General features: G+C 70.7%; 24 protein-coding genes. 13 read left to right on the forward strand and 11 right to left on the reverse strand.

Annotation, left to right across the window (positions count from 1 at the left end; genetic code table 11):
* Window positions 1-27: 27 nt before the first annotated feature.
* The 3 genes from HJC40_RS27015 to HJC40_RS27025 form a co-directional block, all read right to left on the reverse strand.
* Window positions 28-840: an ester cyclase gene (locus HJC40_RS27015; protein WP_250004971.1), complete on the reverse strand. Its 813-nt coding sequence runs from the start codon at window positions 838-840 to the stop codon at window positions 28-30.
* 164 nt (window positions 841-1,004) lie between these two features.
* Window positions 1,005-2,561 (reverse strand): FAD-binding oxidoreductase, encoded by a 1,557-nt coding sequence (locus HJC40_RS27020; protein WP_250004974.1) that lies wholly within the window; start codon window positions 2,559-2,561, stop codon window positions 1,005-1,007.
* 261 nt (window positions 2,562-2,822) lie between these two features.
* Window positions 2,823-3,305 carry a cupin domain-containing protein gene (locus HJC40_RS27025; RefSeq protein WP_250004976.1) on the reverse strand — a complete coding sequence of 161 codons (483 nt, stop codon included), beginning with the start codon at window positions 3,303-3,305 and terminating at the stop codon, window positions 2,823-2,825.
* A 121-nt stretch (window positions 3,306-3,426) separates the two neighbouring features.
* Here HJC40_RS27025 and HJC40_RS27030 point away from each other — a divergent pair, with 121 nt between their 5' ends.
* Window positions 3,427-4,356, forward strand: a complete 930-nt coding sequence (locus HJC40_RS27030) for an AraC family transcriptional regulator (protein WP_250004978.1) — start codon at window positions 3,427-3,429, stop codon at window positions 4,354-4,356.
* Window positions 4,357-4,445: 89 nt separating this feature from the next.
* Here HJC40_RS27030 and HJC40_RS27035 read toward each other — a convergent pair whose 3' ends face one another.
* The gene (locus HJC40_RS27035; RefSeq protein ID WP_250004982.1) at window positions 4,446-5,528 is read right to left on the reverse strand and encodes an alpha/beta fold hydrolase; all 1,083 of its coding nucleotides are present in this window, start codon (window positions 5,526-5,528) and stop codon (window positions 4,446-4,448) included.
* Between the two features lie 123 nt (window positions 5,529-5,651).
* A complete protein-coding gene (locus tag HJC40_RS27040) occupies window positions 5,652-6,359 on the reverse strand; it encodes an SDR family oxidoreductase (RefSeq protein WP_250004985.1) in 708 nt (235 codons plus the stop codon).
* A gap of 53 nt (window positions 6,360-6,412) precedes the next feature.
* On the opposite strand from HJC40_RS27040, the gene HJC40_RS27045 reads away from it, so the two are divergent.
* Window positions 6,413-6,811: a MerR family transcriptional regulator gene (locus tag HJC40_RS27045; protein ID WP_250004988.1), complete on the forward strand. Its 399-nt coding sequence runs from the start codon at window positions 6,413-6,415 to the stop codon at window positions 6,809-6,811.
* 215 nt (window positions 6,812-7,026) lie between these two features.
* Here HJC40_RS27045 and HJC40_RS27050 read toward each other — a convergent pair whose 3' ends face one another.
* Both HJC40_RS27050 and HJC40_RS45510 read right to left on the reverse strand, forming a co-directional pair.
* Window positions 7,027-7,200, reverse strand: coding sequence for a hypothetical protein (locus HJC40_RS27050; protein WP_250004990.1), 174 nt, complete (start codon window positions 7,198-7,200; stop codon window positions 7,027-7,029).
* An 11-nt stretch (window positions 7,201-7,211) separates the two neighbouring features.
* Complete coding sequence (locus tag HJC40_RS45510) at window positions 7,212-7,334, reverse strand: hypothetical protein (RefSeq protein ID WP_284043782.1); 123 nt, start codon at window positions 7,332-7,334, stop codon at window positions 7,212-7,214.
* 51 nt (window positions 7,335-7,385) lie between these two features.
* On the opposite strand from HJC40_RS45510, the gene HJC40_RS27055 reads away from it, so the two are divergent.
* Together HJC40_RS27055 and HJC40_RS27060 are read left to right on the forward strand one after the other, a co-directional pair.
* Window positions 7,386-7,937: an RNA polymerase sigma factor gene (locus HJC40_RS27055; protein ID WP_250004993.1), complete on the forward strand. Its 552-nt coding sequence runs from the start codon at window positions 7,386-7,388 to the stop codon at window positions 7,935-7,937.
* On the forward strand, window positions 7,934-8,713 hold the full coding sequence (locus HJC40_RS27060) for a hypothetical protein (protein WP_250004996.1): 780 nt from the start codon (window positions 7,934-7,936) through the stop codon (window positions 8,711-8,713). Before HJC40_RS27055 ends, HJC40_RS27060 begins: the two co-directional genes overlap by 4 nt.
* 211 nt (window positions 8,714-8,924) lie before the next feature.
* On the opposite strand, the gene HJC40_RS27065 is transcribed toward HJC40_RS27060, so the two are convergent.
* Both HJC40_RS27065 and HJC40_RS27070 read right to left on the reverse strand, forming a co-directional pair.
* Window positions 8,925-10,049: an FAD-dependent monooxygenase gene (locus HJC40_RS27065; RefSeq protein ID WP_250004997.1), complete on the reverse strand. Its 1,125-nt coding sequence runs from the start codon at window positions 10,047-10,049 to the stop codon at window positions 8,925-8,927.
* Between the two features lie 578 nt (window positions 10,050-10,627).
* Window positions 10,628-13,495 (reverse strand): S8 family peptidase, encoded by a 2,868-nt coding sequence (locus HJC40_RS27070; protein WP_250004998.1) that lies wholly within the window; start codon window positions 13,493-13,495, stop codon window positions 10,628-10,630.
* 227 nt (window positions 13,496-13,722) lie between these two features.
* On the opposite strand from HJC40_RS27070, the gene HJC40_RS27075 reads away from it, so the two are divergent.
* From HJC40_RS27075 to HJC40_RS27090, 4 genes are all read left to right on the forward strand, one after another.
* The gene (locus HJC40_RS27075; protein WP_374272827.1) at window positions 13,723-13,944 is read left to right on the forward strand and encodes a hypothetical protein; all 222 of its coding nucleotides are present in this window, start codon (window positions 13,723-13,725) and stop codon (window positions 13,942-13,944) included.
* 135 nt (window positions 13,945-14,079) lie between these two features.
* The gene (locus HJC40_RS27080) at window positions 14,080-14,952 is read left to right on the forward strand and encodes a helix-turn-helix domain-containing protein (protein ID WP_250004999.1); all 873 of its coding nucleotides are present in this window, start codon (window positions 14,080-14,082) and stop codon (window positions 14,950-14,952) included.
* A 241-nt stretch (window positions 14,953-15,193) separates the two neighbouring features.
* On the forward strand, window positions 15,194-15,523 hold the full coding sequence (locus tag HJC40_RS27085; RefSeq protein WP_250005000.1) for a DUF1330 domain-containing protein: 330 nt from the start codon (window positions 15,194-15,196) through the stop codon (window positions 15,521-15,523).
* Window positions 15,524-15,729: 206 nt separating this feature from the next.
* On the forward strand, window positions 15,730-16,710 hold the full coding sequence (locus tag HJC40_RS27090; protein WP_250005001.1) for an aldo/keto reductase: 981 nt from the start codon (window positions 15,730-15,732) through the stop codon (window positions 16,708-16,710).
* A gap of 75 nt (window positions 16,711-16,785) precedes the next feature.
* On the opposite strand, the gene HJC40_RS27095 is transcribed toward HJC40_RS27090, so the two are convergent.
* Complete coding sequence (locus tag HJC40_RS27095) at window positions 16,786-18,045, reverse strand: ricin-type beta-trefoil lectin domain protein (protein WP_250005002.1); 1,260 nt, start codon at window positions 18,043-18,045, stop codon at window positions 16,786-16,788.
* A 332-nt stretch (window positions 18,046-18,377) separates the two neighbouring features.
* Here HJC40_RS27095 and HJC40_RS27100 point away from each other — a divergent pair, with 332 nt between their 5' ends.
* From HJC40_RS27100 to HJC40_RS27115, 4 genes are all read left to right on the forward strand, one after another.
* Complete coding sequence (locus HJC40_RS27100; protein ID WP_250005003.1) at window positions 18,378-19,166, forward strand: polysaccharide deacetylase family protein; 789 nt, start codon at window positions 18,378-18,380, stop codon at window positions 19,164-19,166.
* 3 nt (window positions 19,167-19,169) lie between these two features.
* Complete coding sequence (locus HJC40_RS27105; RefSeq protein WP_250005005.1) at window positions 19,170-20,252, forward strand: LCP family protein; 1,083 nt, start codon at window positions 19,170-19,172, stop codon at window positions 20,250-20,252.
* Between the two features lie 202 nt (window positions 20,253-20,454).
* Window positions 20,455-21,273 (forward strand): SAM-dependent methyltransferase, encoded by an 819-nt coding sequence (locus HJC40_RS27110; protein WP_250005007.1) that lies wholly within the window; start codon window positions 20,455-20,457, stop codon window positions 21,271-21,273.
* Between the two features lie 313 nt (window positions 21,274-21,586).
* Window positions 21,587-22,174, forward strand: coding sequence for a hypothetical protein (locus HJC40_RS27115; protein WP_250005010.1), 588 nt, complete (start codon window positions 21,587-21,589; stop codon window positions 22,172-22,174).
* 198 nt (window positions 22,175-22,372) lie between these two features.
* Here the strand turns inward: HJC40_RS27115 and HJC40_RS27120 are convergent, their stop codons facing one another.
* Window positions 22,373-23,275 (reverse strand): pentapeptide repeat-containing protein, encoded by a 903-nt coding sequence (locus HJC40_RS27120; protein ID WP_250005013.1) that lies wholly within the window; start codon window positions 23,273-23,275, stop codon window positions 22,373-22,375.
* A gap of 159 nt (window positions 23,276-23,434) precedes the next feature.
* Here HJC40_RS27120 and HJC40_RS27125 point away from each other — a divergent pair, with 159 nt between their 5' ends.
* Window positions 23,435-24,805 (forward strand): aromatic acid exporter family protein, encoded by a 1,371-nt coding sequence (locus HJC40_RS27125; protein WP_250005016.1) that lies wholly within the window; start codon window positions 23,435-23,437, stop codon window positions 24,803-24,805.
* Window positions 24,806-24,951 lie beyond the last annotated feature (146 nt).

Consider the following 24,951-nt stretch of genomic DNA (forward strand, 5'->3'; position numbering starts at 1 on the left):
GCTGGACGGCGACGCTCGGGTCAGTTGTCAGGCGGCGCGTACGGCGTCGAGGTCGAGCAGGAACTCGACGGAGCCGATCTTGCCGTCCCGGACGTGGTAGAAGGCCATCTCCGGCATGCGGAACGGGCGTCCGGTCGGCTCGATTCCGAACCAGGTCTTGACCGCTGTGCCGGTGTCGGTGAACCGGACCGCGATCACGTCGTCCTGGATCTGGAGATTCTCGATACCCCAGTGGAAGTCGGGGACCGCGTCGATGTTGGACTCGATCACCGCGATGTAGTCGGCCAGCGGGGTGGGCGTGGAGTTCACGATCACCGGGTCGTGGACGTACTTGCTCAGAGTGCCGACGCGACGTTCGTTGAGGGCATCGATGTAGCCCTGGTACAGCGCGGGAATGTCGGTCTGCGGCGCCGGCTGGAGCTGGGCGAGCATGCCGCGAACGTCGTACAGGCACCACTCCTCGACGAGCTTGCCGTCGTCGTCGAAGCGGAAGATGTTGAGCAGGTCGAGGGCGAACGGCCGGCCGGTCGGCGGCAGGACTCCGACCGGAGACGCAGTGAACTCCTGGTCGAAGTGGCCCGACATGCGGGTCTGCGCGCCGACCCACTGACCCTCGACCACCATGTGGCCGCGAGTGACGGCGAAATCGCTGAAGGCAGCCCGCATGGCGGCCCAGAAGGTCTTGAGCCCGGCCAGATCGGCGTCGCCGTCCGGGCCGTGGAAGACGAAGCCGGGACCGAAATACTCGTCGAGGACGGTTTCGTCGCCGCCGGCGATTCCCTGCTGTCCGACCCGGATGAGGGCGTCGACAATGTCGGTGCGATCGACGGTGCTGTTCATCGCTTTTCCTTTGCCTAGTTGTACGGATGCGCTGCTCAACGCCTTACCCAAAGCTGTCAGACTCGGTTGCACCACAGCCTGGTTCGAGCAACCTGGGGCGGCAGGCCAGCAAGATCTCGACCTGTCGCTGTGCGACGATGGCCGGCCGCTGCCTCGTTGCCGGACTACGTCGCCGGGGCGATGTTGTGGTTGATGCGGAACATGTTGGCCGGGTCGTAGACCTTCTTGAGCTGCGCCAGGCGTGCGTAGAGGTCTTCTCCGTACAACAAGCGGATGGCGCTCTGATCGGTTGCTTCGTCGGGCGAGAGAAAGGCGACCATGCGGCGTTCGTGGCCCCACGGGCGCAGCCGGTCGATCAGCTCGGCCAAGGCAACCCGGTTGGCCGGCGCCTGCTCCAGCGGGCCGACGCCGAAGGCGAAGACCTGGAAGGGCACCGCTCGGGCCGGTATGGCGTCCGCGGTCAGCGGCTCGCGGGACAAGGCGCCGCCGAGCGCGCGGATCTCGACACTCGCCAGCGTGCTGCCGGAGCCGGGGCCGGCCACCTCGTAGAACGCCTCGACTGTCTCCGCATTCAGCTCTCGCAGACCGATCGATCGGTCGACATACGGTATGGGTGAGGGCGGGTCCATGTGGATGGTCGCTGCCTGGGCGTACGGGAGATCGGCCACCGATTCCATGATGAGCGGGGCCAGCCGGCGTAGCGGCTCGATCAGCCGGTTGCCTTCGGCGGCCGACCCCAGGAAAGCAATGCGGGTGTGCAGCACGAACACGCCCCGCAACGGCTCGGGCAGAGCGGGGTCCGGGGGCAGGCGCTGGATGGCGATGGACGATGTCATCTCTTCCGGGACCGTGGCGGCCCATCGGCGCCAGCCGTTCAGCACCGGGCGCAGGTCGTCACCGGAGAACCACAGGCCGCCACCGAAAACGCGGGTGATCGGGAAGACCCGCATCTCGACGGCGGTGACCACCCCGAAATTGCCTTTCGTGCCGCGGACGGCGAAGAACAGGTCCGGGTCGCTGTCGGCGGTGATACGCCGGGCCCGGCCGTCGGCGGTGACGATCTCGATGGCGGTCACGTGTTCGGCCGCCCAGCCCAGGTGGCGTCCCAGCGTGGGGCTCTGGCCGCCACCGAGCAGGTAGCCGATGACTCCCACGGTGGAGGACGAGCCGCTCATCGGGGCCAGACCGTGCGGGGTGACGGCGTCGAGGACGTCCTGCCACAACGCCGCGCCCTGGACCCGTACGGAAGCGGCCTCGACATCGAGGGAGACGCCGCTCATCCTTCGCATGGTGATCAGAAGGCTGTTGTCGGAAGGAGCGGCGACGATGTGGCCGCCTCCTCGGATCGCCACGGCGAGACCATTGGCGGCCGCGAAGCGAACCGCCTTTTCGACGTCGGCGACGGTGGCCGCGCCCACCGCGACAACAGGACGCAGCGGCGTCAGCAAGTTGTAGGTCGAGCATTCCTCGTCGTATCCGACCTGTCCGGGTACGAAGGTGGGACCGGTGAGAGCCCCGGACAGCTCAGCCGTATCGATCGGGACAGCCATCGCTGTGAGTCCTTTGCGTTGGTGATCAGCCGCCGATCCGACGGCGGCAACTGACCCAAAGCTAAGGAACGACGTGCTTCCGGCATTGAACGCCTGCGCCAGGCGGCGAAGTGTGACGACGCCGACATCGTCACAGCTGAAATCCTCCGTGTAAGCGGGCCGACAGGTCACTGTTGGCGCGCGCGTTCAAGCCCGCAAGCAGGTGGCTCTCTAACCTTTGGCGTGTCCGCCGGACTGGTCCGGCACTTTGCGCCAGAAGGAAGCGTCACGCCGCCGACCGTGACGGACGGGTGAGGGTCGGGGAGGCTGGGGTTGTACGCCGAGCGGCTGGCCGACGACGCTGATGGCCGTGCTGGACGAGGTCGTCATCGGACGGACGGTTCGGCCGGATGCGGGCCGGACGGCATGACGGTCCGCCGGCCCGCTCGCGAATCAGCTCGGGCTCGGCAGCTGGGTGTCGTACTTCTCCAGCAGGCCCAGCAGCCGGTCGTCGATGCGTTCCGGCCCCCACGGCTGCACCTGCACGCCCGGCTGCGCCTTGTCGCCGCCTTCGACGAACAACTGCTCGGCGCCGCCTGGGGTATAGAAGAACACCATGCTGGCGTGAGCCGTGCCCGCGTTGTGGAACCGATGTGTCGTCCCGCGGGGGATGAAGACGACATCGCCCGGGCCGGCTGCGAAGACGCGGTCCCCGTCGAGAAACTCCAGTTCGCCGTCGATCAGGTAGAACGTCTCGTCGGTCCCGGCGTGCTGGTGCGGCGCCGGACCGCCCCCCGGAGGCACCGAGGCCTTGACCAGACCGACGCGGCCGCCGGTGTCGGCCGCCGTCAGTTTGACGGTCAGCACGTCCCCGTTGAACCAGACGTCAGTTCCCGAAGAAGCCGGAAAGTGGAGACCGGGTACGTCGATGCTCACGTGAAGCCTTTCCCAGAAGTGAATTGCTGAACTGCAGACAATGGTGGAGCGGAGCCGGACCAGGTGCCATGCCCCGGCGTTCGGCTGAGTTGACATATCGTTCGGCCGCGAAGGAGGACACGTGGACCCGCTGACGGCCGCGCTGGATTTTCTCGACGTGAGAGCCGCTCATCCCTGCCGGTTGGAGACCGGCGGCGCCTGGGCCATGAGTTTCGCCGAGTTCCGGCACATCCGGGTCGGCCTGGTGCTCTCCGGCGCCATGTGGCTCACCCCGGGCGGATCGGCGCCGCTGCCCCTTCGTGCCGGTGAGGGATACCTGCTGACCAGCGGACTGCCGTACGTCATCGGTTCTGATCCCGGCCTTAAGCCCGCCGACGGGACGGCGGTGTTCGCGGCAGTGTGGCCGGACCCGGTTCGCCACAACCTGACGGCCGGGGCCACTGCGGACACGGTGGCGATCAGCGGCGCCATCACCTTCGACGACGGCATCGCCCCGTTGCTGCTCGACCACCTGCCGCCGGTCGCCGTCATCCACGGTGGCACGCCGGAAGCCCGTGGGCTGCGCCCGACGCTCGAGCTGCTCGCCCAGGAGACGGCCGCCGAGCTCCCCGGCGGCCGGGCCCTGCGCGAGCACCTCACGTACGTGCTGTTCGTCCAGGCTCTGCGGGCAGTTCTGCAGCGTGGCGACACCGACTCGCCGGGCTGGCTGCGTGCCTTGACCGACAGCAGGCTTCGTCCGGCCCTGCAGCTCATTCACGGCCGTCCCGACCGCCCGTGGACGGTGGCCGATCTGGCCGCGGCATCCTCCATGTCCCGGACCGCCTTCGCGGTGCATTTCCGGGCCACGGTGGGGATGCCGCCGCTGGACTACCTCATCCGCTGGCGGGTTCGCTCGGCCGGCCGCGCGCTGCGGTCCACCGACCGCACCGTGAGCGCGGTCGCCAACCAGTTCGGCTTCGGATCGGAGAGCTCCTTCATCCGTACGTTCAAACGGGTGACAGGACGCTCCCCGTCCCGTTATCGGTTGGAGCGGACCGCTGGCCGGGCGTGACAAGCTCAAAGGGTGGTCGGTATCGCCGCTGTGGCGGGACGCCGGTGCGTCCACGTCCGACCGGCGTCCCGCTGCCGAGCCGGTGCCGGTCAGCTGACGGCCGCGGCAAACGTGGTCAGGGCGGCGCTGACCTCGGCCGGGCGTTCCTCGGGGATCCAGTGGCCCACGCCGGGCATGACGGTGAAGGACCGGACGTCGGTGGCCACCGCCTGCACCACCCCGCGCAGGTTCTCCAGGCCGTAGAGGTAGGCCACGGGATCGCGGTCGCCGCCGATGTACAGGACCGGCTGGGTGATCCGGGCGCCGGCCCAGGACCCGGTCTGGCCCCAGTTGCGGTCCCGGTTGCGATACCAGTTGAGCGGGCCGGTGAAGCCGCTGCGGGCGAACGAGTCCGCGTACACCTGGATGTCCTTGTCGGTCAGCCAGCGTGGCAGTCGCCTCGGCAGGGGCAGGGAGCCGGTCAGGCCCCGGGAGTCGACGATGAGGTCGGAGACCTGCGGCGCGTCCCCGGACAGATGGAAGAGCGCCTTGCGGAGAACGTCCTCGGTACGCCGCTCGAACTCCCGCTCGGCCGCACCGGGCTTGAGGAAGTAGAGCTGGTAGAAGTTGTCGCCGAACGCGGCGCGGAGCTCGGCCATCGGCGGGCCGTCGCCGCGAGGCTCCAGCGGTACGGACAGCGCGGCGAGCCCCCGTACCAGATCGGGTCGGTTGAGGGCCACGGCCTGCGCCACGGCGACTCCCCAGTCGTGCCCCACGAGGACCGCGTTCTTGGCGCCCAGGGCATTGATGATGCCCACCGCATCGCTGGCCAGGTGATGGATCGAGTAGTCGAGAACCGAGGACGGCGCCGCGCTGCCCGGGTAACCGCGCTGGTCGGGCGCGACCGCGTGGAAGCCGGCCCGGGCCAGTGCCACCAGCTGATGCCGCCAGGCGTACGAGGTCTGCGGGAATCCGTGCAGCAGCAGCACGAGCGGGCCGGACCCGGCCTCGGCCAGACGGAAGCGCAGGCCGTCCACTTCGACGTGTCGATAGCGGACGCCGGGGATGGCCGGAGCCCGATCGCCGGTCGAGGCCGACGCCGAGCCGGGGATCGCGGCGAGCGCGCCGATGGCGGCGCCCGCGGTCAGCACGGAACGGCGGGTCAGGGGAGAGGAGGAGAAACTGCCAGACATGTGTACAGCCTTTCTTGCCGGCGCGTCCGGAGAATTCGCGGTTGGTTGACTGAGCGTCGAAAGGTGCGCCAGACGTCGTACTCGGCCTTGAACGTCCGGCCGACGGCGGTGTTGTCAGGGAGATCAGGCACGGAGGAGCTGGGTCACCAGCGCGTAGAAGCCCTTCGGGTCCTTGGCCAGCCACTCCTTGACCATCCGGGTCTGTGCGTCGACGACGACCTCGTAGTCGTCCTGCTCGACCCCGTCGAGCGCGGCGCGGGCGACGTCGGCCGGGTCGTTCTTGTCCAGGGTGCCGTGGCCCATGTCGGTGTCGGTGGCGCCGAGGTGTACGGAGATCACCGACGTGCCCTGGCCGGCCAGTTCCCACCTCAGAGCGTTGCTCATGTTCCAGGCGGCGGCCTTGCTGACCGCGTACGCCCCGGCGTCGGGCATGGCCATCCAGGAGGCTCCGGAGGCGATGGTGACGATCGCGCCGCCGCCGTTGGTGGCCAGGACGGGGGCGAAGGCGCGGGCCATCGACAGGGTGCCCCAGAAGTTGGTGTTCATCTCGGCGTGCACCTGGTCGAGGTCACCCAGCAGTGGTGTCAGGGTGTTGATGCCGGCGTTGTTGACCAGCAGATCGACGTCCTGTGCGGCACGGGCGACGGCCGTGACGGATTCCGGGTCGGTGATGTCGAGGGCGAGTTTTTCGACTCCGTCGAGGTCGATGGTCTCGGGCCGGCGGGCGGTGGCGTAGACCTTCGCGCCCCGCTCGGCGAGCTGAGCGGCGAGGTGGCGGCCGATGCCGCGGTTGGCTCCGGTGACGAGCGCGGTGGCTCCGTTGATCTGCATGCCGGTACGGTAGAACCTGACATCAGTGTCAGAATCAAGTTGAGGAGACTCACATGCGCATCGGTGAGGTCGCGCGGCGTGCCGGGGTGAGTGTGCGGTCGCTGCGGTACTACGAGCAGCAGGGGCTGATCGAGGCGGACCGCACGTCGGGCGGGCATCGGGAGTACGAGCAGTGCGCCGTCGACCGGGTGCGGTTCGTGCAGTGCTTGTTCGCGGCCGGTCTGCCGAGTCGTGCGATTCTGGAGATCCTGCCTTTCCTCGACACGGGTGTGGCGACGCCTTCCATGCAGGAGCGCATGGCCGACGAGCACGACCGGATCCAGCGCGGCATCGACGAGATGGTCTTCGCGCGCGACCGGCTGGCCGAGCTCCGGGAGATCGCGGCGGCCTCGGCCGAGGGCCGGTCGGCGCAGGAGTGCCGCCTCGCGATGGGAACAGCTCTCGCGCGATGACATGACATCGGTCGTGCTCATAGGTCTTCCAGCTGAACGGGACGCCCAGACGGTCCCGGGTACGGATGATGAGCGCGTCCGGTTCGCCGCCGGACAGGCCGGAGAGGTCACGGGTGACGACCACGCCGCGGCGTTGGCCGACCCCGCGCAGCACGGGGCCGTCCCAGGTGAGCTCCCAGTTCCGGCCACTCCCCGTGGCTTTCGGCACGGACGGGTCAGGACGCCTGTGGCCAGGCCGGGACCAGGCGGACGCCGAGGGTCTCGAGGAAGAGCCGGCTGTCGTACTGGGCCCATTCCCCGGCCCGGGTTCCCTGGTCGTCGTAGCGGAAGACGTTGTTGATCCGGTACATCATCCGGCCGCCGGTGGGTTCGAGCGGGCCGGCCGGCATGGCTCAACCCCTCAGGTCAGTGCCCGGCGCAGGACGGTGACCTCTTCGTCGAGCTCGCGGGGGCTGATCCGGGCGTGGTCGGCGCCGGGGAACAGGTGCAGCTCGACCGCACCCCTTCGCGAGCGCCGGCACATTCGGGTGAAGTGGGGTGTGATGGTTGCTGGGGGTCCGGACAGGTAGGGGGCATGACGGCAACGGCAAACGACGATCGGAAGGAACGCTTCCGGCAGCTTCACGCGCAGACGTACGGCGATCTGCTGCGGTTCGTGGAACGGCGGGTGCCACCCGCCGAAGCGGAAGACATCGTCTCGACGGTTTTCCTCACCGCATGGCGTCGCTACGACGACCTGCCCGACGACGCGCGGCCCTGGCTGTTCGGGGTGGCCCGCGGGGTGCTGGCCAACCAGACGCGCGGCTGGCTGCGGCGCCGGGCGCTCGACGTCCGGATGGTCGCCGAGGACGGCCCGGCGGACGACCATTCCGGTGCGGCCGCCAGCCGGGTCGATCTGCAGCGCGCCTGGCGGGCGCAGCGGCCGGCCGACCGGGAGGTCCTGGCTCTGGTGCTGTTCGACGGCCTGACCGTCGAGCAGGCCGCCGAGGTGGCCGGCGTCCGCGTGTCCACCTTCGCCATGCGGCTCAGCCGGGCGCGCCGGCGCCTGCTGAGCGCGTACGTCGGCACGTCCGACGATGCGGTGCTGTCCATCACCTGTCCGCAGGCCATCAAGGGGCAATCATGAACACTGATCTCAGCGATCTGCAGCAGTTCACCGCGCTCGACCCGGCCGCGGAGCGGGAACCGAGCCAGGCCGAGTGGAACCGGTCCCGCCAGGCCGTGGAGCGGATGATGAACGGGGAAGAGCCGGCTCAGCGGGCCCGGGTGCTGACGTCCCGCCGGTTCGCTGTCGGCCTGGTCGCGGCGGCCGCCGTCGCGGTCACCGGGGTGGTCGGCGTGCCCGCGCTGTTCCCCAGCACCGCGGAGAGGGCGGTCGCCGACTGGATGCCGACGCCCGGCTCGTTGACCGGTGCCGCCGTACTGCCGCAGGCCAAAGCGTGCGCCGGCGGAGGCGTCGGGGGGTTGAACGCCGGAGCGGTGACTCCCGACCAGGTGGTGCTGGCCGACCAGCGCGGCGTGACCACCCAGCTGATCGTGAAGCAGGGCGCGGCCCTGGCGGAGTGCCTGGTCGTCGACACCGACCGGCCGCTGGCATCGATGGCGATGGACGAGTCACGCCCGGCCACCGCGGCGAAGCCGATCACCATCGAGACGTACAGCTCACGCGGCGAAGGAGACGACGAGTACTCGTCGGTCGTCGGCCGGATCGACCCGGCGGTCACCGGTGTGGACGTCATCCTCGGCGACGGCACAGTGATCCGCACCACCGCCAAGGCGACGTGGTGGGGGGCCTGGTGGCCGGGCCCGGCCGCGGGCCAGGTGGACGCCTTCACCGTGCGGGTGCACACCGCGAAGGGCACCACCGACTACAAGCCGTCTCAGCTCACACCGGGGGACTGAGACTCCGCACCGGCCGGCCTGGTCGCCGTGTCCGACACCGTCGGGCGGCCAGGCCGGCCGAGTCCCGCAACCACCCGGTCGAGCATCGAACCTGCACCCGCAGGACAACGACGTTGTGAGCTCTCTGCGCTTCTTCTGCTGACGGCGGCAGAACGACAGAGGGGTGGGGGCGGAACGACCCGGCCCCACCCCGAACCCTGGAAGCGAGCGGTCACTCGACGGCGCCTGCGGTGAGGCTGCGACTCCATCGCTGGGAACGGGCGACCAGGTCCTGCGCCGGCCCCAGCCGAATCTTCTCGTACCGCCGCAACGCGGCCGGGACATCCTCGGACCCCGGACCGGTCAGGGTTTCGGCCAGCGTCCGGACGTCGAGCATCCCGTTGTGGAACCCAGCGCCGGTTGTCGGTCCGACGGCGTGTGCGGCGTCGCCGACGATCACCACGCTTCCCCGGCTCAGCCGTTCCGGCCGGTACTCGGCCAGCGGGGTGCCGATGAACGCTCTGCTCCGGAAGGTCGCCGCCGCCGAGGGCCACCGGTTCGGCCACCGGCCGGCGGCGGAGGCGAGTTCCTCCACCAGATCGGGACCGACCTCACCGCCACCCACCGTGCCGCGCACGAGCGTGCCCTCCAGCTTGCCGATGTTCCGCAGCAGCCTCGCGCGGGTCGCGTCGAAGACGATGAACACGCCTCGGCGTTCCCCCGCTGCCGTACCGCCGTCCGTGCCGGGGATGCCGTAGGTGGCCACCATTCCCGGGCGTGCGCTCCGGAAGGTGAAGTTCAGATCCGCGGCCCGGAAGCCGCCCGTGGTGTCGGCTTCGTGGACGACGCCGCGCCACAGGACCAGGCCGCTGAAGACGGCGTCCGGCGCGTCCGGCGCGACGAACCGGCGAACCGTCGAGGCCGCGCCGTCGGCGCCGACCACCAGATCGGCGGTCGTGTCGCCGTGGTCGGAGTGCACCAGCGCACCGGCACCACGCGCGCCGTTGGTCACGCGCCGGACAGCGACGCCCCGGCGCACGGTGATCGTGGGTCGCCGGGCGACCTCCTCGGACAGGAACGTGTGCAGCAGGCCCCAGCCGGTGGAGGTCCACCCGACATCCATCGTCGGGAGCCGCGAGACGTCCGTCCGGGTGATCGAGGCCAGCAGCGCGCGGTCGATGCTGATCCCCATGCCGTCGGCGTTCTGTCGCGACCGTTCCAGCACCGTGACCCGCCAGCCGCGACCGGCCAGCGCCAGCGCCGCGGTGAGCCCGACCAGCGAAGCCCCGGCGACAACGGCGTGCCGTCCGGCGTCGGCCTCGATGATTCGACCGTTCGGCTTGGTGGACACAGCCATCCGGGACCTCCTGATCACGTACGGGGAACGCCTCCGACGCTAACCCGGGCACCCTCACCGAGGGTGGGCACGTTTGACCGTAGGACCAGCCGAACCGGCCATGACGACGTTCGCCGTCCAGCGGGTCCGGACACCGGCGAGGAGCCGGTTCAGCGCGCGGGCGAGCTGGTCGGCGTTGGGGCCGTCGACGGCGGAGACGAGCAGGAGCGCCTGCCGAGAGGTCGTCGCGGCTTCCTCCAGCCTTTTCGCCCGGCTGAACACTTCACCGAGCGAACGCAGAGACCTGGCCGCCTGGACCGGGGCGCCGTGACGCTGGTAGATCTCGATCGCTCGCCGATAGTCCTCTCCTCAAAGGAGGGATGACGGCCGCGACGGACAGGTTCTGGCGTACCTCCCGGGGGGACCACAATGGTGCTCGCGTTCTCATCGGCCGACTTCGGCGATGGGGGAATGACGGGCGACGAAGAGTCAGCGCCGCTGTCCGCGGTGCGCACGGAAAACCCGCGGTGGCCGTCGGGCCGCCGCGGGCGAGGTCGGGGCGGGGACACAGCCGGTATCGGCTGTGTCCCCGCATCACATCAGGCGGTGATCTGCAGGATCGTCTGGCCGATCCGTGCGGTGCCGTCGCCGTACGCGACCAGACCCAGATAGCGGGAGCCGGCGGTGAGACCGGTCCAGGACGCGGTCACCGTGGCCGGCTCGCCCCGGGTCACGGCCTGGCTCGCCGGGGTGGCGGTCAGGTTGCCCGCGGCGGCGTCGCCGACGACCCACGAGTGGTGGATGACGTCGAGCTCGGTCGTGCCGGGCGGGAGGGCGAACTGCACGACGTAGATGTCGTACGACCCCGGCGGCAGTTGGATCTGCTCCTCAGCGGTCCCGCCGCCGCTCGACGCCACCAGCGTGTTGGTGCCGGCCTGATAGGCGAACAGGTCCAGGTCGGTGCCGGCCGGATGGTCGGCGTCGAAGGTCGCCGCCCGGGCCAGCCGGGTGCCGGCCGGCACGGTCAGCGTCACCTTGCCGACGGCCGGCCCGGTGGCGGGGGCGGTGGTGTCGAAGTCGCTCTCCGCGCCGACCAGGTGGAGCCGGTCGACGGTGGACGGGACGAGCCCGGCCGGGGCGGCGGTCAGCGTGCCGGTGTAGCCGGGGGTGACCGCCAGCGCCGTCGAGCCGCTGACGCCGGTCGCGTCCACCTCGGCCGGGGCGGCGATCGCCACCGGCCGGATCGCGATCGGGCTGCGCACGTCGGACGAGATGATGCCGCCCGCGCCGGCCTTGTTGACCCAGGTGAGCGAGCCGAACGACCACTGGCCGACCGGCGCGTCGGTGCGGGTGACGGTCACCTTGTACGACACCGACTTGCCGGGCAGCACGACGAACCGCTTCGGCGAGACGGTCACCGTCGTACCGGCCGGGGCCTGGATCTTGGCCTCGTAGATGCCCGGGAGCTTGCTGACGTTCTTCACCGTACGGGTGACGACCTGCCGGCCGGCCAGGTCGCCGACCGCGATCGAGGGGTAGTTGAGGTCGCTCGGGTCCTTCGAGCCGTACTGGTCGCAGGCCGAGCCGGTGTTGCCGGTGCCGCAGATGAAGCGGATCCAGTCGGGGTAGGACGAGTCGTAGACCAGGCCCGGCCGGTAGGCGGGAGCCGGGCGGACGTGCCCGGCGCCGAAGTCGAGCGGTGTCGCCGCCGCGCCGGCCCGCTGGATCGGCTGACCCGTGTTGTCGGTCTGCCCGGCCGTGGTCATCATCGCCGACTTGACCCACATCGGCGCCCAGCCGGGGTTCTCACTGATCATCAGCGCGGCCAGGCCGGCGATGTGCGGGCTCGACATCGAGGTGCCGGAGTACGCGTCCCAGGTGCGGTTGTTGTTGTTCGGCGGCGCGACGGGCGCCACCACATCGACGCCGGGTGCGGTGATGTCGGGCTTGAGCAGGTCGCCGTTGCCGGCCAGGGCCGGCCCGCGGGAGGAGAAGGCGGCCATCTCGGGGGCCCGGACCTTGATCTGGGTGCTGGCCGACAGTGCGGCGGTGGCGCCGGCCGTGGCCGCGTACGCCTTGATCGCCAAGCCGGCGGCGCTGTTGACATGCACGGTCGGCACGAAGTGGTAGTCCGCGTTGACCGAGTTGTCGGGGTTGTTGTACAGGATCATGCCGACGCCGCCGGCCTGCCGTACGGCCAGGCTCTTGTCCGTACGGCCGTTGCCGCCGCGCAGGCACAGCACGATCTTGCCGGTGACCTTGGCCGGGTCGAGCCGGCCCGAATAGCACAGCTGGACCTCGGTGGCCGGGGCGCCGGCCAGCCCGGCCTGCACCGAGTCGATCAGCGGCGACGACGGGACGGCCGGTCCCTGGCCCATGCCCTCGTAGGTGGCGCCGTTGCCGAGCGTCACCGACTTCTCGTACCCGCGGTCGTGGGTGCTGGCCGCGACGGTGGTGATCCACGGCGAGTTGTGCGCGACCGTGCTGGCGGCCGGGCCGCTGTTGCCGGCGGACGCGGCGACGAACACACCGGCGTTGGCGGCGTTGAGGAACGCCAGCTCGACCGGGTCGACGAACGACGAGGCGGAGCCGGAGATCGAGTAGTTGATGACGTCGACGCCGTCGGCCACGGCATCGTTGATGGCCGCCACCAGGTCGACGGTGGTGCCGCTGCCGCTTCCGGAGCCCTGATCCCACAGGGCCTTGTAGACGGCGAGCCGGGCGGCCGGGGCCATGCCGGACGCGTCGCCGACGTCGCGGCCGTCGACGGTGGCGGTCACGCCGTTGTTACCGACGGCGGTGCCGGCCGTGTGGGAGCCGTGGCCGTTGTAGTCGCGCGGCGACCGGAACTCCTCCGGGTTCGTCTCGTCGAGCGCGCCCTGCGTGTAGTAACGGGCCCCGATCAGCTTGTTGTTGCAGGTCACCCTGCGTGCCGGGTCGGCCCCTTCGCCCTGCTGGCACGTGCCGCGCCACTTCGCGTCGATGGTGCGCTGGTCCGGGCGGGGGCTGGGCAGGGCGGCGAACGCCGGGTTCTCCGGCCAGATGCCGGTGTCGATCACACCGACGATGACGCCCAGGCCGGCTTTGGACGGGCCGCCGAACTGCCGCTGCCACACGCCGCTGCGGCCGGTCAGCCCCAGCATCTCCGGCGTGGACACGGTGTCGGCCTTGTGCACGGTGCTCTTCGAGACGGCCAGCACGTCCGGGCTGCGGCGCAGCGCGTCGGCCGCGCCGGCCGACATCTGCGCCGCGTAGCCGTTGAACGCGACGTCGTACTCGTAGATGGCGCCGCCGGTCGACAGGCCGGCCCGCTTCTGGGACCGCTGCCGTTCGGTCTTCAGGTGGGCCCGGTACGCCTGGGCGGCGCTGCTGCGCAAGTTGACCTTCGCGCCCGCCGCCGGCCGGGTCGCGGGGATGCCCGAGACGCCGCCGGTGTACGCGGCGACCGGCGGGGCCGCCAACTGCACGATATATACGCTGGTTGATGGCGCCGGTGCGCTCCGGGCCACGTCGGCTCCGGTGGCCACGAGGGCTGCCGACGCGGCGACGGCTATGGCGATCTGAACGGATCTTCTTGCTGACACGAGCATCCTCCGGGGTGCGAACAATCGTTCACATTGGCCGGAGCCTATGCGTCTTCATCGATGCGCCGGAAGATGTCGCGTCGATTCCCGTACGGACGGAGGATGAGCACATGGCCACGAATCTGCGCACTTTGACCGGGACCGTCACGGCCGGAGTCGAGCCCGGATGTCTCCTGCTCGACGGATATCTGCTGGTGGGCGGCGATCGTACGGTGGTCCGGGCCGGCCTGCGGATCACCGTGACGGGCCGGGTCGTGCCCGATCTGGTCACGACCTGCCAGCAGGGCACCCCCCTGGTCGTGACCTCGGCCCAGCCGGCCGCCGACAGGTAGAGATATGCGCAGCCGTTGATGGATATCGCGGCAACGGAGGCGCCTTCGGGTTCGGTGTCGCGGAGCCGCACGGTGCGCCAGGGGTGTACCGGCAGCCCACCACTCGCCCGCGCGATCCGGCCTACCGTGGGGAGCATGGACAACCGCGACGAGGTCAAGGCTTTCCTGAGCTCCCGCCGGGCAAAGATCACTCCCGAGCAGGCCGGGCTGACGAGCTACAACCGCAACCGTCGCGTGCCCGGGCTGCGCCGCAGCGAGGTCGCCGATCTGGCCGGGGTCAGCGTCGAGTACTACGCCCAGCTCGAGCGGGGTGACCTCGCCGGCGCCTCGGACAGTGTCCTGGGAGCGCTGGCCCGCGCGCTGCGTCTCGACGAGGCCGAGCAGCAGCACCTGGCCGCGCTGGCCCGCGCGGCCGGTCCCGGCCCCCGGACCCGCCGGAAGCCGTCAGCGCGGCAGGTCCGCCCCAGCGTGGCGCGGGTGCTGGAGCTGATGACCGACCTGCCGGCGTTCGTCAGCAACGGCCGGGGCGACGTCATCGCCGCCAATTCGCTGATGCGGGCTCTGTACGCGCCGATGTTCGACGACGCTGCCCGTCCGGCGAACCATGCCCGTTTCGCATTCCTGAACCCTCGGGCGCGGGACTTCTGGCGCGACTGGGAGCGGATCGCCACCACGACCGTGGCGATGTTGCGGGCCGAAGCCGGCCGGGACCCGTACGACAAGGCCTTGACCGAGCTCGTGGGGGAGTTGAGCACCCGTAGCGAGCAGTTCCGGACCCGCTGGGCCGCCCACGACGTGCGGCTGCACAGCACGGGGATCAAGCAGTTCCGCCACCCGGTCGTGGGCGAGCTCGACCTGAACTTCGAGACCATGGACCTGACCGCCGACCCCGGCCTGTCCATGACTGTGCTCAGCGCCCCGGCCGGTTCCGCCGCCGACGACGCCTTGCGGATGCTGGCCAGCTGGGACGCCACCCGCGACCGGGATCCCGTGACCCCCGAGTCCTGAGGCCGGCGCGGGTAGCACGGCCGGCAGGCGCACCGGGCCGGTTCGCCCCAAGTCGAGCCGGCCCGGTGATCAGTGCGTCGATCGTCCGGGAGAACAGCGCCGCCGCCTGGTCGGGGGCTTCTGCCGCCGGTGCCGGCTTGACTTTTAATGATGTTAAGCGACATTATAAGTTTGATGTTGAACGACATCGAAGTTGGGCCGAGATCGCGAGCCGAACACACGGACACCAGAGGAGACACCCATGTCTGACGTCACCACCGCCGGCCGCACGCCGGCGTACAGCATCACCGAAGTCCTCGAGGTTCTCGACCCGGCGGGCGCTCAGCGCTACGCCGAGTTGACCCCGATCGCGGTCGACAAGTTCGGCGGCCGTTTCGTCGTCCTCGGAGCCTCACCCACGGTCGTCGAGGGGGACGCCGGGGTGGTGGTCGCGGTCGTCGAATGGCCTGACATGGAGACCCTGCAGGCCTGGTACGACTCCCCGGAGTACGCCCCGGCCCGCGAGATCGCCGCGACCGCCCTGCGCCGCCGGGTGATCTTCCTGCCCGGTGTCGCCCCGACGCGCGGCTGAGCGGTGACCGTGCGGGGTCCGGCCCCGCACGGTCACCCGACGGGCGGAGAGCGATGGCCCGCGCTTCAAGGGTGGGCCGGCAGTACACCTGACGGCAGCAACTTCTCCCCGTGCGCGAACGGCGGTTGTCTGGAGCACGGCAGACCTCCGACAACGCCTGAGCGGCCTGCCCTCTCCACCACCAGGCCTGAGCACCAGGAGTCACCATGAAGAACGCCCACCTCGCCGGCCTGGAGGTCTCCCGCATCGGCCTCGGCGCGATGACCATGGCCGGCACCTACACCAGCGAAGGCCGTCTCGACGACGCCGAGTCGATCCGCACGATCCACCGCGCCCTCGACCTCGGCGTCACCCACCTCGACACCGCGGAGATCTACGGCCCGTTCCTCAGCGAACAGATCGTCGGCCGAGCCGTCCGGGGCCGCCGCGACCAGGTGCGGATCGCCACCAAGTTCGGGCTGGTGTCGCACGCCGGCGGCGGGCCCGGCGTGACCGACAGCAGCGCCGCGAACGTGCGGGCCGCCGTCGACGGCTCCCTGAAGCGGCTCGGCACCGATCACATCGACCTCTACTATCAGCACCGCGTCGACCGCGACACTCCGATCGAGGAGACCGCGGGTGCCGTGGCTGACCTGATCAGACAGGGCAAGGTACTGCATTTCGGGTTGTCCGAGGCCGCGCCGGACACCATCCGCCGCGCTCACGCCGTGCAACCGGTGACGGCCTTGCAGACCGAGTACTCGCTGTGGACCCGGGACGTGGAGGCCGAGATCCTGCCGCTGCTGCGCGAACTGGGCATCGGCTTCGTGCCGTACTCGCCGCTCGGGCACGGCCTGCTGACCGGGCGGATCCGTACCGTCGACGACTTCGCCGACGACGACTGGCGCAAGACCAACCCGCGGTTCACCGGGGAGAACTTCCGCCGCAACCTCGCGCTCGTCGACGAGGTCAGGGCGATCGGCGCCGAGATCGGGGCCACCCCGGCCCAGACCGCCCTCGCCTGGATCCTGACCCGGGGCGACGACATCGCCCCGATCCCCGGCACCCGCCGGGTGTCCCGCGTCGAGGAGAACACCGCCGCCGACGGCATCGAACTCGGCGCCGACCAGCTCAAGCGTCTCGACTCGCTGGAACCCGCCGCCGGTGACCGCCACGACGAGGCCACCATGTCCGCGATCGACCGCTGACCGGAACCGGCCGGGCCTGAGCACGAAAACGCCGGCAGCCTCCAGGGCTGCCGGCGTTCCGGGTCGTGCAGCGGGTCAGGCGCGCGCCCACTTCTGGTTGGAGCCGCCGGTGCAGTCCCACAGCTGGAGCTGGGCGCCGTTGGCGGTGTTGCGGTCCTTGACGTCGACGCACTTGTTGGCCGAGACGTTCCGGAGGTCGCCCGAGGCCGACAGGGTGAACCGTTGCACCGCGTTGTTGTTGCAGGCGACCAGCTGGATCGGGGTGCCGTTGGTGAGGGCTCCGCCGGCCGGGTCCATGCACTTGCCCATCGAGCGCATCGTTCCGTCGCCGTTGGCTGCCCACTGCTGCGCCGCGGTGCCGTTGCAGTCGTACGTCTGCAGGCGGGCCCCGTCCACCGGGTTGCCCCCGGGGATGTCGATGCAGCGACCGCTCAGGCTCGACTTGAGCGCGTTGCCGCCCCCGGTCGCGGGTGGCGGCGTCGTGGCGGCCGGCGGCGTCGTGCCGGTCGTGGTGTTGACGTGCACGTAGTCGACCAGCATCCGGCTCTCGTTGGGCAGGCCGGCCGGGTTGCCCTGGCCGAAGTTACCGCCCACGGCGAGGTTGAGGATGATGAAGAACGGGTGGTCGAACACCCAGCGCGCGCCGTTCTTGGCCGCCGCCAGCGAGGCCGGCGTGGCCCGGAAGTACTCGCGGCCGTCCACGGTCCAGACGATCAGGTTGGGCGACCAGTCCACGGCGTACGTGTGGAAGGCCTCATACCACGGCGAGCCGGCGTTGAGGATGCCGCCGAAGGAGCCGCCGCCGGAGTAGCCGGGGCCGTGCAGCGTGCCGAACAGCTGGTTCGGTTCGCGGCCGACGACCTCCATGATGTCGATCTCGCCGTCGGTCGGCCAGTTGCCGCCGCCCAGCATCCAGAACGCGGGCCAGAGGCCGGAGCCGTTGGGGACCTGGATGCGAGCCTCGACGTGCCCGTACTGCTGGGTGAACTTGCCGGCCGTCTGGATGCGGCCGGAAGTGAACTGGCAGGTGCCGTTCCAGCAGTCGTTGTGCCCGCCGCTGCCCTTGCGGGCGGTGATGACCAGGTTGCCCTGACCGTCCATGGCGACGTTGCTGGTGCCGCTGGTGTAGTACTGCAGCTCCTGGTTGCCGAAGCCGCTGCCACCGGTGTCGAAGTTCCACTTCGAGGTATCCACGCCGGTGCCGGCGGGGCCGTTGAAGTCCTCGTTCCACACCACGGCCGCTTCGGCCGTGTCGCTCCTGGAGGCGACGGTCAAGCCGGCGCCCAGGGCCACCGCGACGACAGCCGCCGCGATGAGAAATCTTGATCTACGCATCGGGGTTCCTCGGGGGAGGGGGTGATGAACAGCAGTCGGGGCCGGTCCGGACCGGTCGAGCAGATGCCCAGCTCACGGCCTCGCTTGCTCCCGCCACCGTAACGACGGGGCGGCCTGGTCGGCCGGACAGATCGCGGTGTCTTAAAGCTGTGTTAAGGAGATGTGGCTGAACCGGCAGACTTCTTACCCGTGCTTCGGAAAAGCGTTATCCGCGGGATCGGCGGCCGGCGGCTCATCAGTTTCTGACATCCCGTCCTCAGGCTTCGGTAGTCCGCGAACGAACCGTCGCTTTCTCTGCGGCGATCGCGCGGGGCCGGAGGGTGATGATGTCGATGACGCAACAACCGTGGACCGGCGGCCGGCGGGTGCTTCTCGCCCTCGGCGGTCTGTCTCTGCTCGGCGCCTGCGCGCAGCCGCGGCCGGAACCGCCCGAGCTCGCTCCGGTGACGGTCCGGCCGTCGCCGTCGCCGTCGCCGACACCGCCGTCGCCCTCGCCGACGCGGCGGCCCCGCCCGGTTCAGAAGGAGCCGCGGTACGTCGTACCGGCGGCAACGGCCGGCTCGGGCTCGCGGGTCGTGGCGCTCACCTTCGACGACGGCCCGCATCCGGCCTACACCCCGCAGGTGCTCAAGCTCCTGCGGAAACACCAGGTCAAGGCCACCTTCTTCGTGATCGGACAGTACGCTGCGGCTCATCCCGACCTCGTCCGGTCCATCGTTGCCGACGGCCATGCGGTCGGCACCCACACCTGGTCACACGCCGACGTCAGCCGGTTGCCGGCCGGACGCGTGCGGACCGAGGTGGGCCGGGCCGTGGACACCGTCGCCACGACGGCGGGCCGGGCACCCGAGTTCTTCCGGGCCCCGTACGGGAGTTGGTCACGCACGACCTTCGAGGTGTGCGCGGCGCTGGGGCAGACCTCGATCGCCTGGGACGTCGACCCGCGGGACTGGGAGAACCCCGGTGCCGCGGTGATCCGCTCGACGATCCTGAACCAGGTCGGCAACCGGTCGATCGTGCTGACCCACGACGGCGGCGGGGACCGCGCGCAGACCGTACGGGCGCTCCGCAGTGTCCTTCCCGTCCTGCTCGACACCGGCTACCGGTTCGTGGGGGTGTGAGCGATGACCGAACGTCGTCCTCCGCGCCGCCTGCGGTTGGTCCTCGCCGTGGTCCTCGCCGTCCTGGTCATCGGGTCGACGGCCGCCGTCGCCGGGATGCGGCTGCTGTCGGACCGCTACGAGGACGCGGTCGACCGGGCCGACCTGCTGCCTCCCGCCCCGGCGCGGTCCGGTGGCGGCCCGACCGAGCCGCCCAAGGTCAAAGGGCCGATGAACCTGCTGCTCATCGGGTCGGACAGCCGCACGACCGGCGAACCGGGGGACGGGCGTAGCGACGTCGTCATCCTCGTGCACATCCCCGCGTCGACCGGCCGCGCCTACGTGATCTCCATTCCGCGCGACACGTACCTCCCGATCGCCACCGCCGACGGCGAGCGCGGATCCCGGAACAAGGTCAACGCGGCCTTCGCCTGGGGCGGCGCACCCCGGCTGGTCCAGACGATCGACCGGTTCGCCGGCATCACCGTCGACTGGCCGGTCATCGTGGACTTCGCCGGCATCCGCAAGCTCACCGACCTGGTCGGCGGCGTCGACGTCACCATCGACAAGAGGAGCGTCGACTCCTACCGCTTCCTGCCCGAGGGCAGCCCCTACCCGTCGGCGCCGTGCACCGACCCGCGGGGCCGGACCCGGCGCTGTGTCGCCTTCCCCGCCGGCAAGGTCCACCTCGACGGCAAACTTGCCGAGTTCTACGTCCGCCAGCGCCGCGGCCTGCCCAACGACGACCTCGACCGGTCCCGGCGTCATCAGCAGTACCTGCGCGCGCTGGCCGAGAAGATCGCCGACCGGAACATGCTCACCGACCCGCGGGGCCTGGACCGGCTGGTCCGTACGGCGGCCGGCATGCTCACCGTCGACCGGCGCATGCCGGTGCAACGCCTCGCGCTCACGCTTCGCCACCTGCGCGCGAAGGACCTGGCCTTCGTGACCTTGCCCATCGCGGAGAACCGGGACATCCCCGGGATCGGCGCGGTGATGGTGCCCGACCAGGCGCGCTGCCGCGAGTTGTTCGCCGCGCTGCGCGGCGGCCGGCTCGACGACTACCTGCGCCGATACCCACCCAACGACGTGCGGCACGGTCGCTGAGCGCTCCGCCCGGCGGTCGACCGACGGCGTGGGCGTGGAAGGTTCACCCGAGGGCCGCGGTTGCGGCCTGGCCGGCCCGGAACTGTCCCTGAGCGGGGACATCGGTACGAACCGACGTCCGGTGGCGCCGCGAGGGTCCACTTTGTAGCGACAAAACCGGTACAGTGCCCAGAACCGATCTCCGACGTCGACAGGGGAGACTGTGACCGGGACAGAACCCGCGCCGTCGGTCATCGACTCGTCCGTGCCGCATCCGGCCCGCCGCTACGACTACTGGCTGGGCGGCAAGGACAACTTCGCGGCCGATCGGGAATCGGCCGACGCCATCGAGGCCAAGTTCCCCGGGATGCGTGCCGGGATCCGCGCCAACCGCGCCGCGCTGCGCCGGATGACCGAGTTCCTGGCCGCCGAGGCCGGCGTGCGGCAATTCCTGGACATCGGCACCGGCCTGCCGACCGCCGACAACACCCATGAGGTCGCCCAGCGATCAGCTCCGCAGACCCGGGTGCTCTACGTCGACAACGACCCGCTGGTCATGTCCCATGCCCGGGCGCTGCTGACCAGCAGTCCCGAGGGGGCCACCGACTACATCGAGGCCGACCTGCGCGATCCGGGAGCCATCCTGGACGCCGCGCGCAAGCGGCAGGCGCTGGACTTCTCCGAGCCGGTGGCGCTGATGCTGATCGCCGTCCTGCACTTCGTCCCGCCCGGCCGCGGCCAGGCTCAGGACATCGTGCGGACGTTGGTCGACGCGCTGCCCGCCGGCAGCTATGTGGCCGCGACGCACTTCACCGTCGACTTCATGCCGCCCGAGGAGCAGGCCCGCTATCAGCAGCTGCTGGACGCGGGCATCAGCGACATCTGGCCGCGCGACCGGGCTGCCTTCGCCGCGTTGTTCGACGGCCTGGACCTGGTCGATCCCGGCATCGAACTGATCAGCCGGTGGCGGCCCGACGCGCAGGCCGACACCACCGACCCCAGCCGGATCAGCATCTGGGGCGGCGTAGCCCGCAAGCCGTGATCCGCCGCCTTCGTACGTGAGGCCGCCTCGGGTCGTTCGGTGCGGGCCGGGCACAAAGATTCTTCACATCTCCGGGCCCGCCGTCGGGTCGCGGAACGCCGTCCTCTGTTCTCTACAAGCCGCTGAGCTGCGGCGATGGGGCTCCCGGTGCGGGGCTGGGCCACGGCTGCCGCCGGCGTACTCGGCCGAACGGTGCCCCTGCGGAAGGTCCGACCGGCGGCCGAGGGTAGCCGTCCGGACGACATCCGGTGTGGGTTTAATCCGGTTTTCCTCCCTGTAAGACGCGTTACAACCCCGTACGGGAGGATTTGCAATGAATAAGCTCACCCGCGCCCTGACCCTGGGAGGGGTCGGCGCGCTCACCGCCCTGACCTTCGGCATGGGTCCGGCCCAGGCGGCTCCGGCCGCCCCGGTCTCCCCGGAGAGCAAGACCACGGCCAGCCAGAACGTGTGGCGGGGCGAGAGCCAGATCGTCGGCTTCTACCGTTCGCTGGGCGCCTGCGAGCTCGCCGGCCAGTACGGCGAGCGGGCCGGTGCGTGGGACGACCACGACTGCACCGTCGTTCGGGTCGGCCCGCGTCGGGGCGCCTGGGCCCTCGAGGTCGCCGACTACGACAACTGGGGCCGGTTCGGCTTCGGCCGGCCGTTCCAGGTCGTCCGTGGCTTCCCGACCCAGTTCCGTCCCGTCTGGGCCGGTCAGTTCCGTCCGGGTCACCACGGTAAGTTCCGGTTCTTCCGGCCGGGCACGCACCGTAACGACTGGATCCGGGACCGGGACCGCCGGCACCACCACGGCCGGGACTGGGACCGCGACAACCGTGGCGGCTGGGACCGCGACCGTGACGGCCGTGGCGGTCGTGACGGCCGTGACGGTCGTGACGGTCGTGACGGTCGTCGCTGAACCAGCGGCTCGTTGAGACTCAGGGCGGCCCCACCGGCCGCACGGGCGGGCACGGCAGCCCTGGGTCTGACTGAAACACCGCATGGGAGATAGCTCTCTCGCGCGATCCTGGTGCTGATGGGTGCCTTGTGAAAGCCGTGGGCCGTCGGGCGATCGTCTCGCCCGGCGGCCCCGGGCTTTGTGCCCGTCGACCGATGGTCACCGACCGGGGCCGGTCTCGAGCTGCTCCTCGGCTGCCCGCAGCGTGGCGGTGGCGAAGTCGGCCAGTTCCTCGCCGTTCGCGTAGTCGTCGGTGAGCATGTGCCGAGCGGTGGCCCAGCCGGCTGTCGCCCGCAGGCCGGGCCGCAGGGACTCGCTGGAAAGGAACCGCCGCAGGTCCTTGCCGACCTGGTCGCCGCGGTGCGAGGAGAGCCTGCCCGCGCGTTCGGCCACGGCGGGGAAGTGCCGCGGTACGACGATCAGCCTGTCACCCGGTGGGAAGGTCACGTCCTCGAAGTCGACGCCGTCGAACTCGGGGTAAGTAACGTCGGCCGAGGAGAACGTCACCCGCCGCAGGACCGCGTTGTCGTGGGCCCGTCCCAGGAAGCGCGTCTCGGTCAGCGCGCCGGTGAACAGCGAATCCTCGATCGTGCAACCGGCGAACTCGGCCTTGGGCAGGGCCGGGAAGGTGCACCCGGCGAAGTGGCTGCGCTCGGCCGAGAAGTGCTTCATCCGGCCGCCGGTCAGGTCGACCGACTGCCAGGTCGTGCCGGCCAGCAGCGTTTCCGTCAGCGTCGCCCGCACCATCGTGCACTGCGTCATCGATCCGTCCGTGAACACCGCCCGGGCGAGGTCGGCCCCATCGAAACGGCACCCGCTGAAGCGGACATCCTCGAGGTGGGCGTGCGCCATGGTGGCGTACCGGAAATCCACGCCGGCGATCGTGGCCGCCTGCGCGTCCAGGCCGCCGGCCGGGAAGCCCCGCAAGTCCACCCGGCCGTCCACCACGGACAGCTCGAGCTCGCTCAGGGGGCTGCCATCGGCCAGCCGCCGAAGCACCTCCGAGCGGAGGCTCCCGGTACGCCAACGGTCGATCAGCGCCGTTGCCTGCTTTATCGGCACCGTTGGCACCTCCCCCACTCGAGTTCGCGGTGAGTATGGGCCCGAGGTACGACAATCTCGTGCCGGTGACCGTATTTCCCGTTTCTGCCACCTCCGCCGGCGCCTCGGCGGATAATCTTCGCGACCGGATCAACCGCTCGTGAAGAGGAAACCGCAGCGTTGCCCCCGTCGCTCGTCGAGTCCGCGCCGATCACGATCGTCGCCGCGAGCCTCCTGCTCTGTGCGGTGGTCGCGGCGTTGTTGCGCCGTAAGGTCAAGCCGGTCGTCGAGGCCGTCGGCCGTGACGTGCTCGACCGGCTGCGCCCGCACCTGCCGGCCGGCCTGCGCCGCCTGGCCCGCCGGGCGTACGACCGGGTCGACCCGGCCACGGCACGATCCATCCTGGTGGCGGCGATCGCCGCCGGCATCGCGTGGTCCGCGGCCCAGACCCTGCATCTGGTCGGCGCGGTGACCGCGGCGATCTCCGCGATCCTGTCGGTGCACCTGAGCGCGCACGCCTCGGTCCGCGAGGGGGCGCGGCGCCTGGTGGGCACCCTCGCCGGCATCGGGTTCGCGGTGGGCGTGTGGGGCGTGTTCGGCCCGAGCCCGGTGTCGATCGCCGTGATCGCCGGCTGCGGACTCGTCTTGGGCCGGCTGTTGCGCCTGGGGGACGGCGCGGTCACCGTGCCGGCGACCTCCCTGGGTGTCCTGGTTGCCGGCAGCGCCGTGACCGAGACCTTCGTCTGGGAGCGGGTCGGGGCGACCGCGCTGGGCATCGTGGTCGGCACGATCCTCTCGCCGCTCGTCGGCGGCCTGACGCCGCTGGAACGGGCGCACCACACGCTCGCCCACCTGTCCACCGAGATCGCCCGCCTGCTCGGCGACCTCGGAACCGGCGCGGCCCGCGGATACGGCCGGGAGCAGGCCGCGCAGTGGCTGGCGCGGTCCCGGCAGCTCGGTGAGACCCTCGGCGAGGCGGTAGACGCGGTCGAGGACCTGGACCGCCAGGCCCGCTGGTCGCTGACGACACCGCTGACCGAGGTGGCCCCCGTGCACCACACCTTCCGCGTCCTCGAGCACGGGGTGCATCAGGTCAACTCGGTGGCCCGCACGATGTTCGACGCCGCCGCCACACCGCACTGTCCCGGCGTGCCGGACGACATCGGGCCGCTGCTCACGGCCGCGTCGGAGGCGTTCGCCGCGCACGCCACCCTGGAGACCGACCCGGACGCCGACACCACCCAGGACGCGGACGACCTCGAAGACCTTCTCGACGATCTGCGCGAGGCGCGGCGGCAGACGCTGCAGAAGGTCCGTACCCGGATCGACGACACCGGCGTGCTCGTCCTCACCGGCTCGATCATCACCGACATCGACCGGATGACCGGGTCGCTGGAGCGGTCGGCGCCGGCGCTGACCGTGGGCGTGCGCGAGGCCGGCCCGGGCATCCCGGCGGTCTCGGAGGTCGTGCCCGTCGTCCGCAGCTTCTGGGAGAAGGCAGTGACCACCAGAACCGGTCCCGGCGCGGCCGACCGGCGGCCGGACCGCTGACGTCCGGGCGATCCTGCAACCGGCGAACTGATTCGTGGCGCCGGGTCTCGCACAGCTGAAGTCAGTTGACCGATGCCTCTCCGATCGGCCGCGAGTGACGCTTGCGCTGTCATTCGTCAGCTGTCCAGCGATGTACGGAAGGTTCG

It is taken from the genome of Actinoplanes sp. M2I2, from assembly GCF_023544445.1.
Lineage (GTDB): Bacteria > Actinomycetota > Actinomycetes > Mycobacteriales > Micromonosporaceae > Actinoplanes.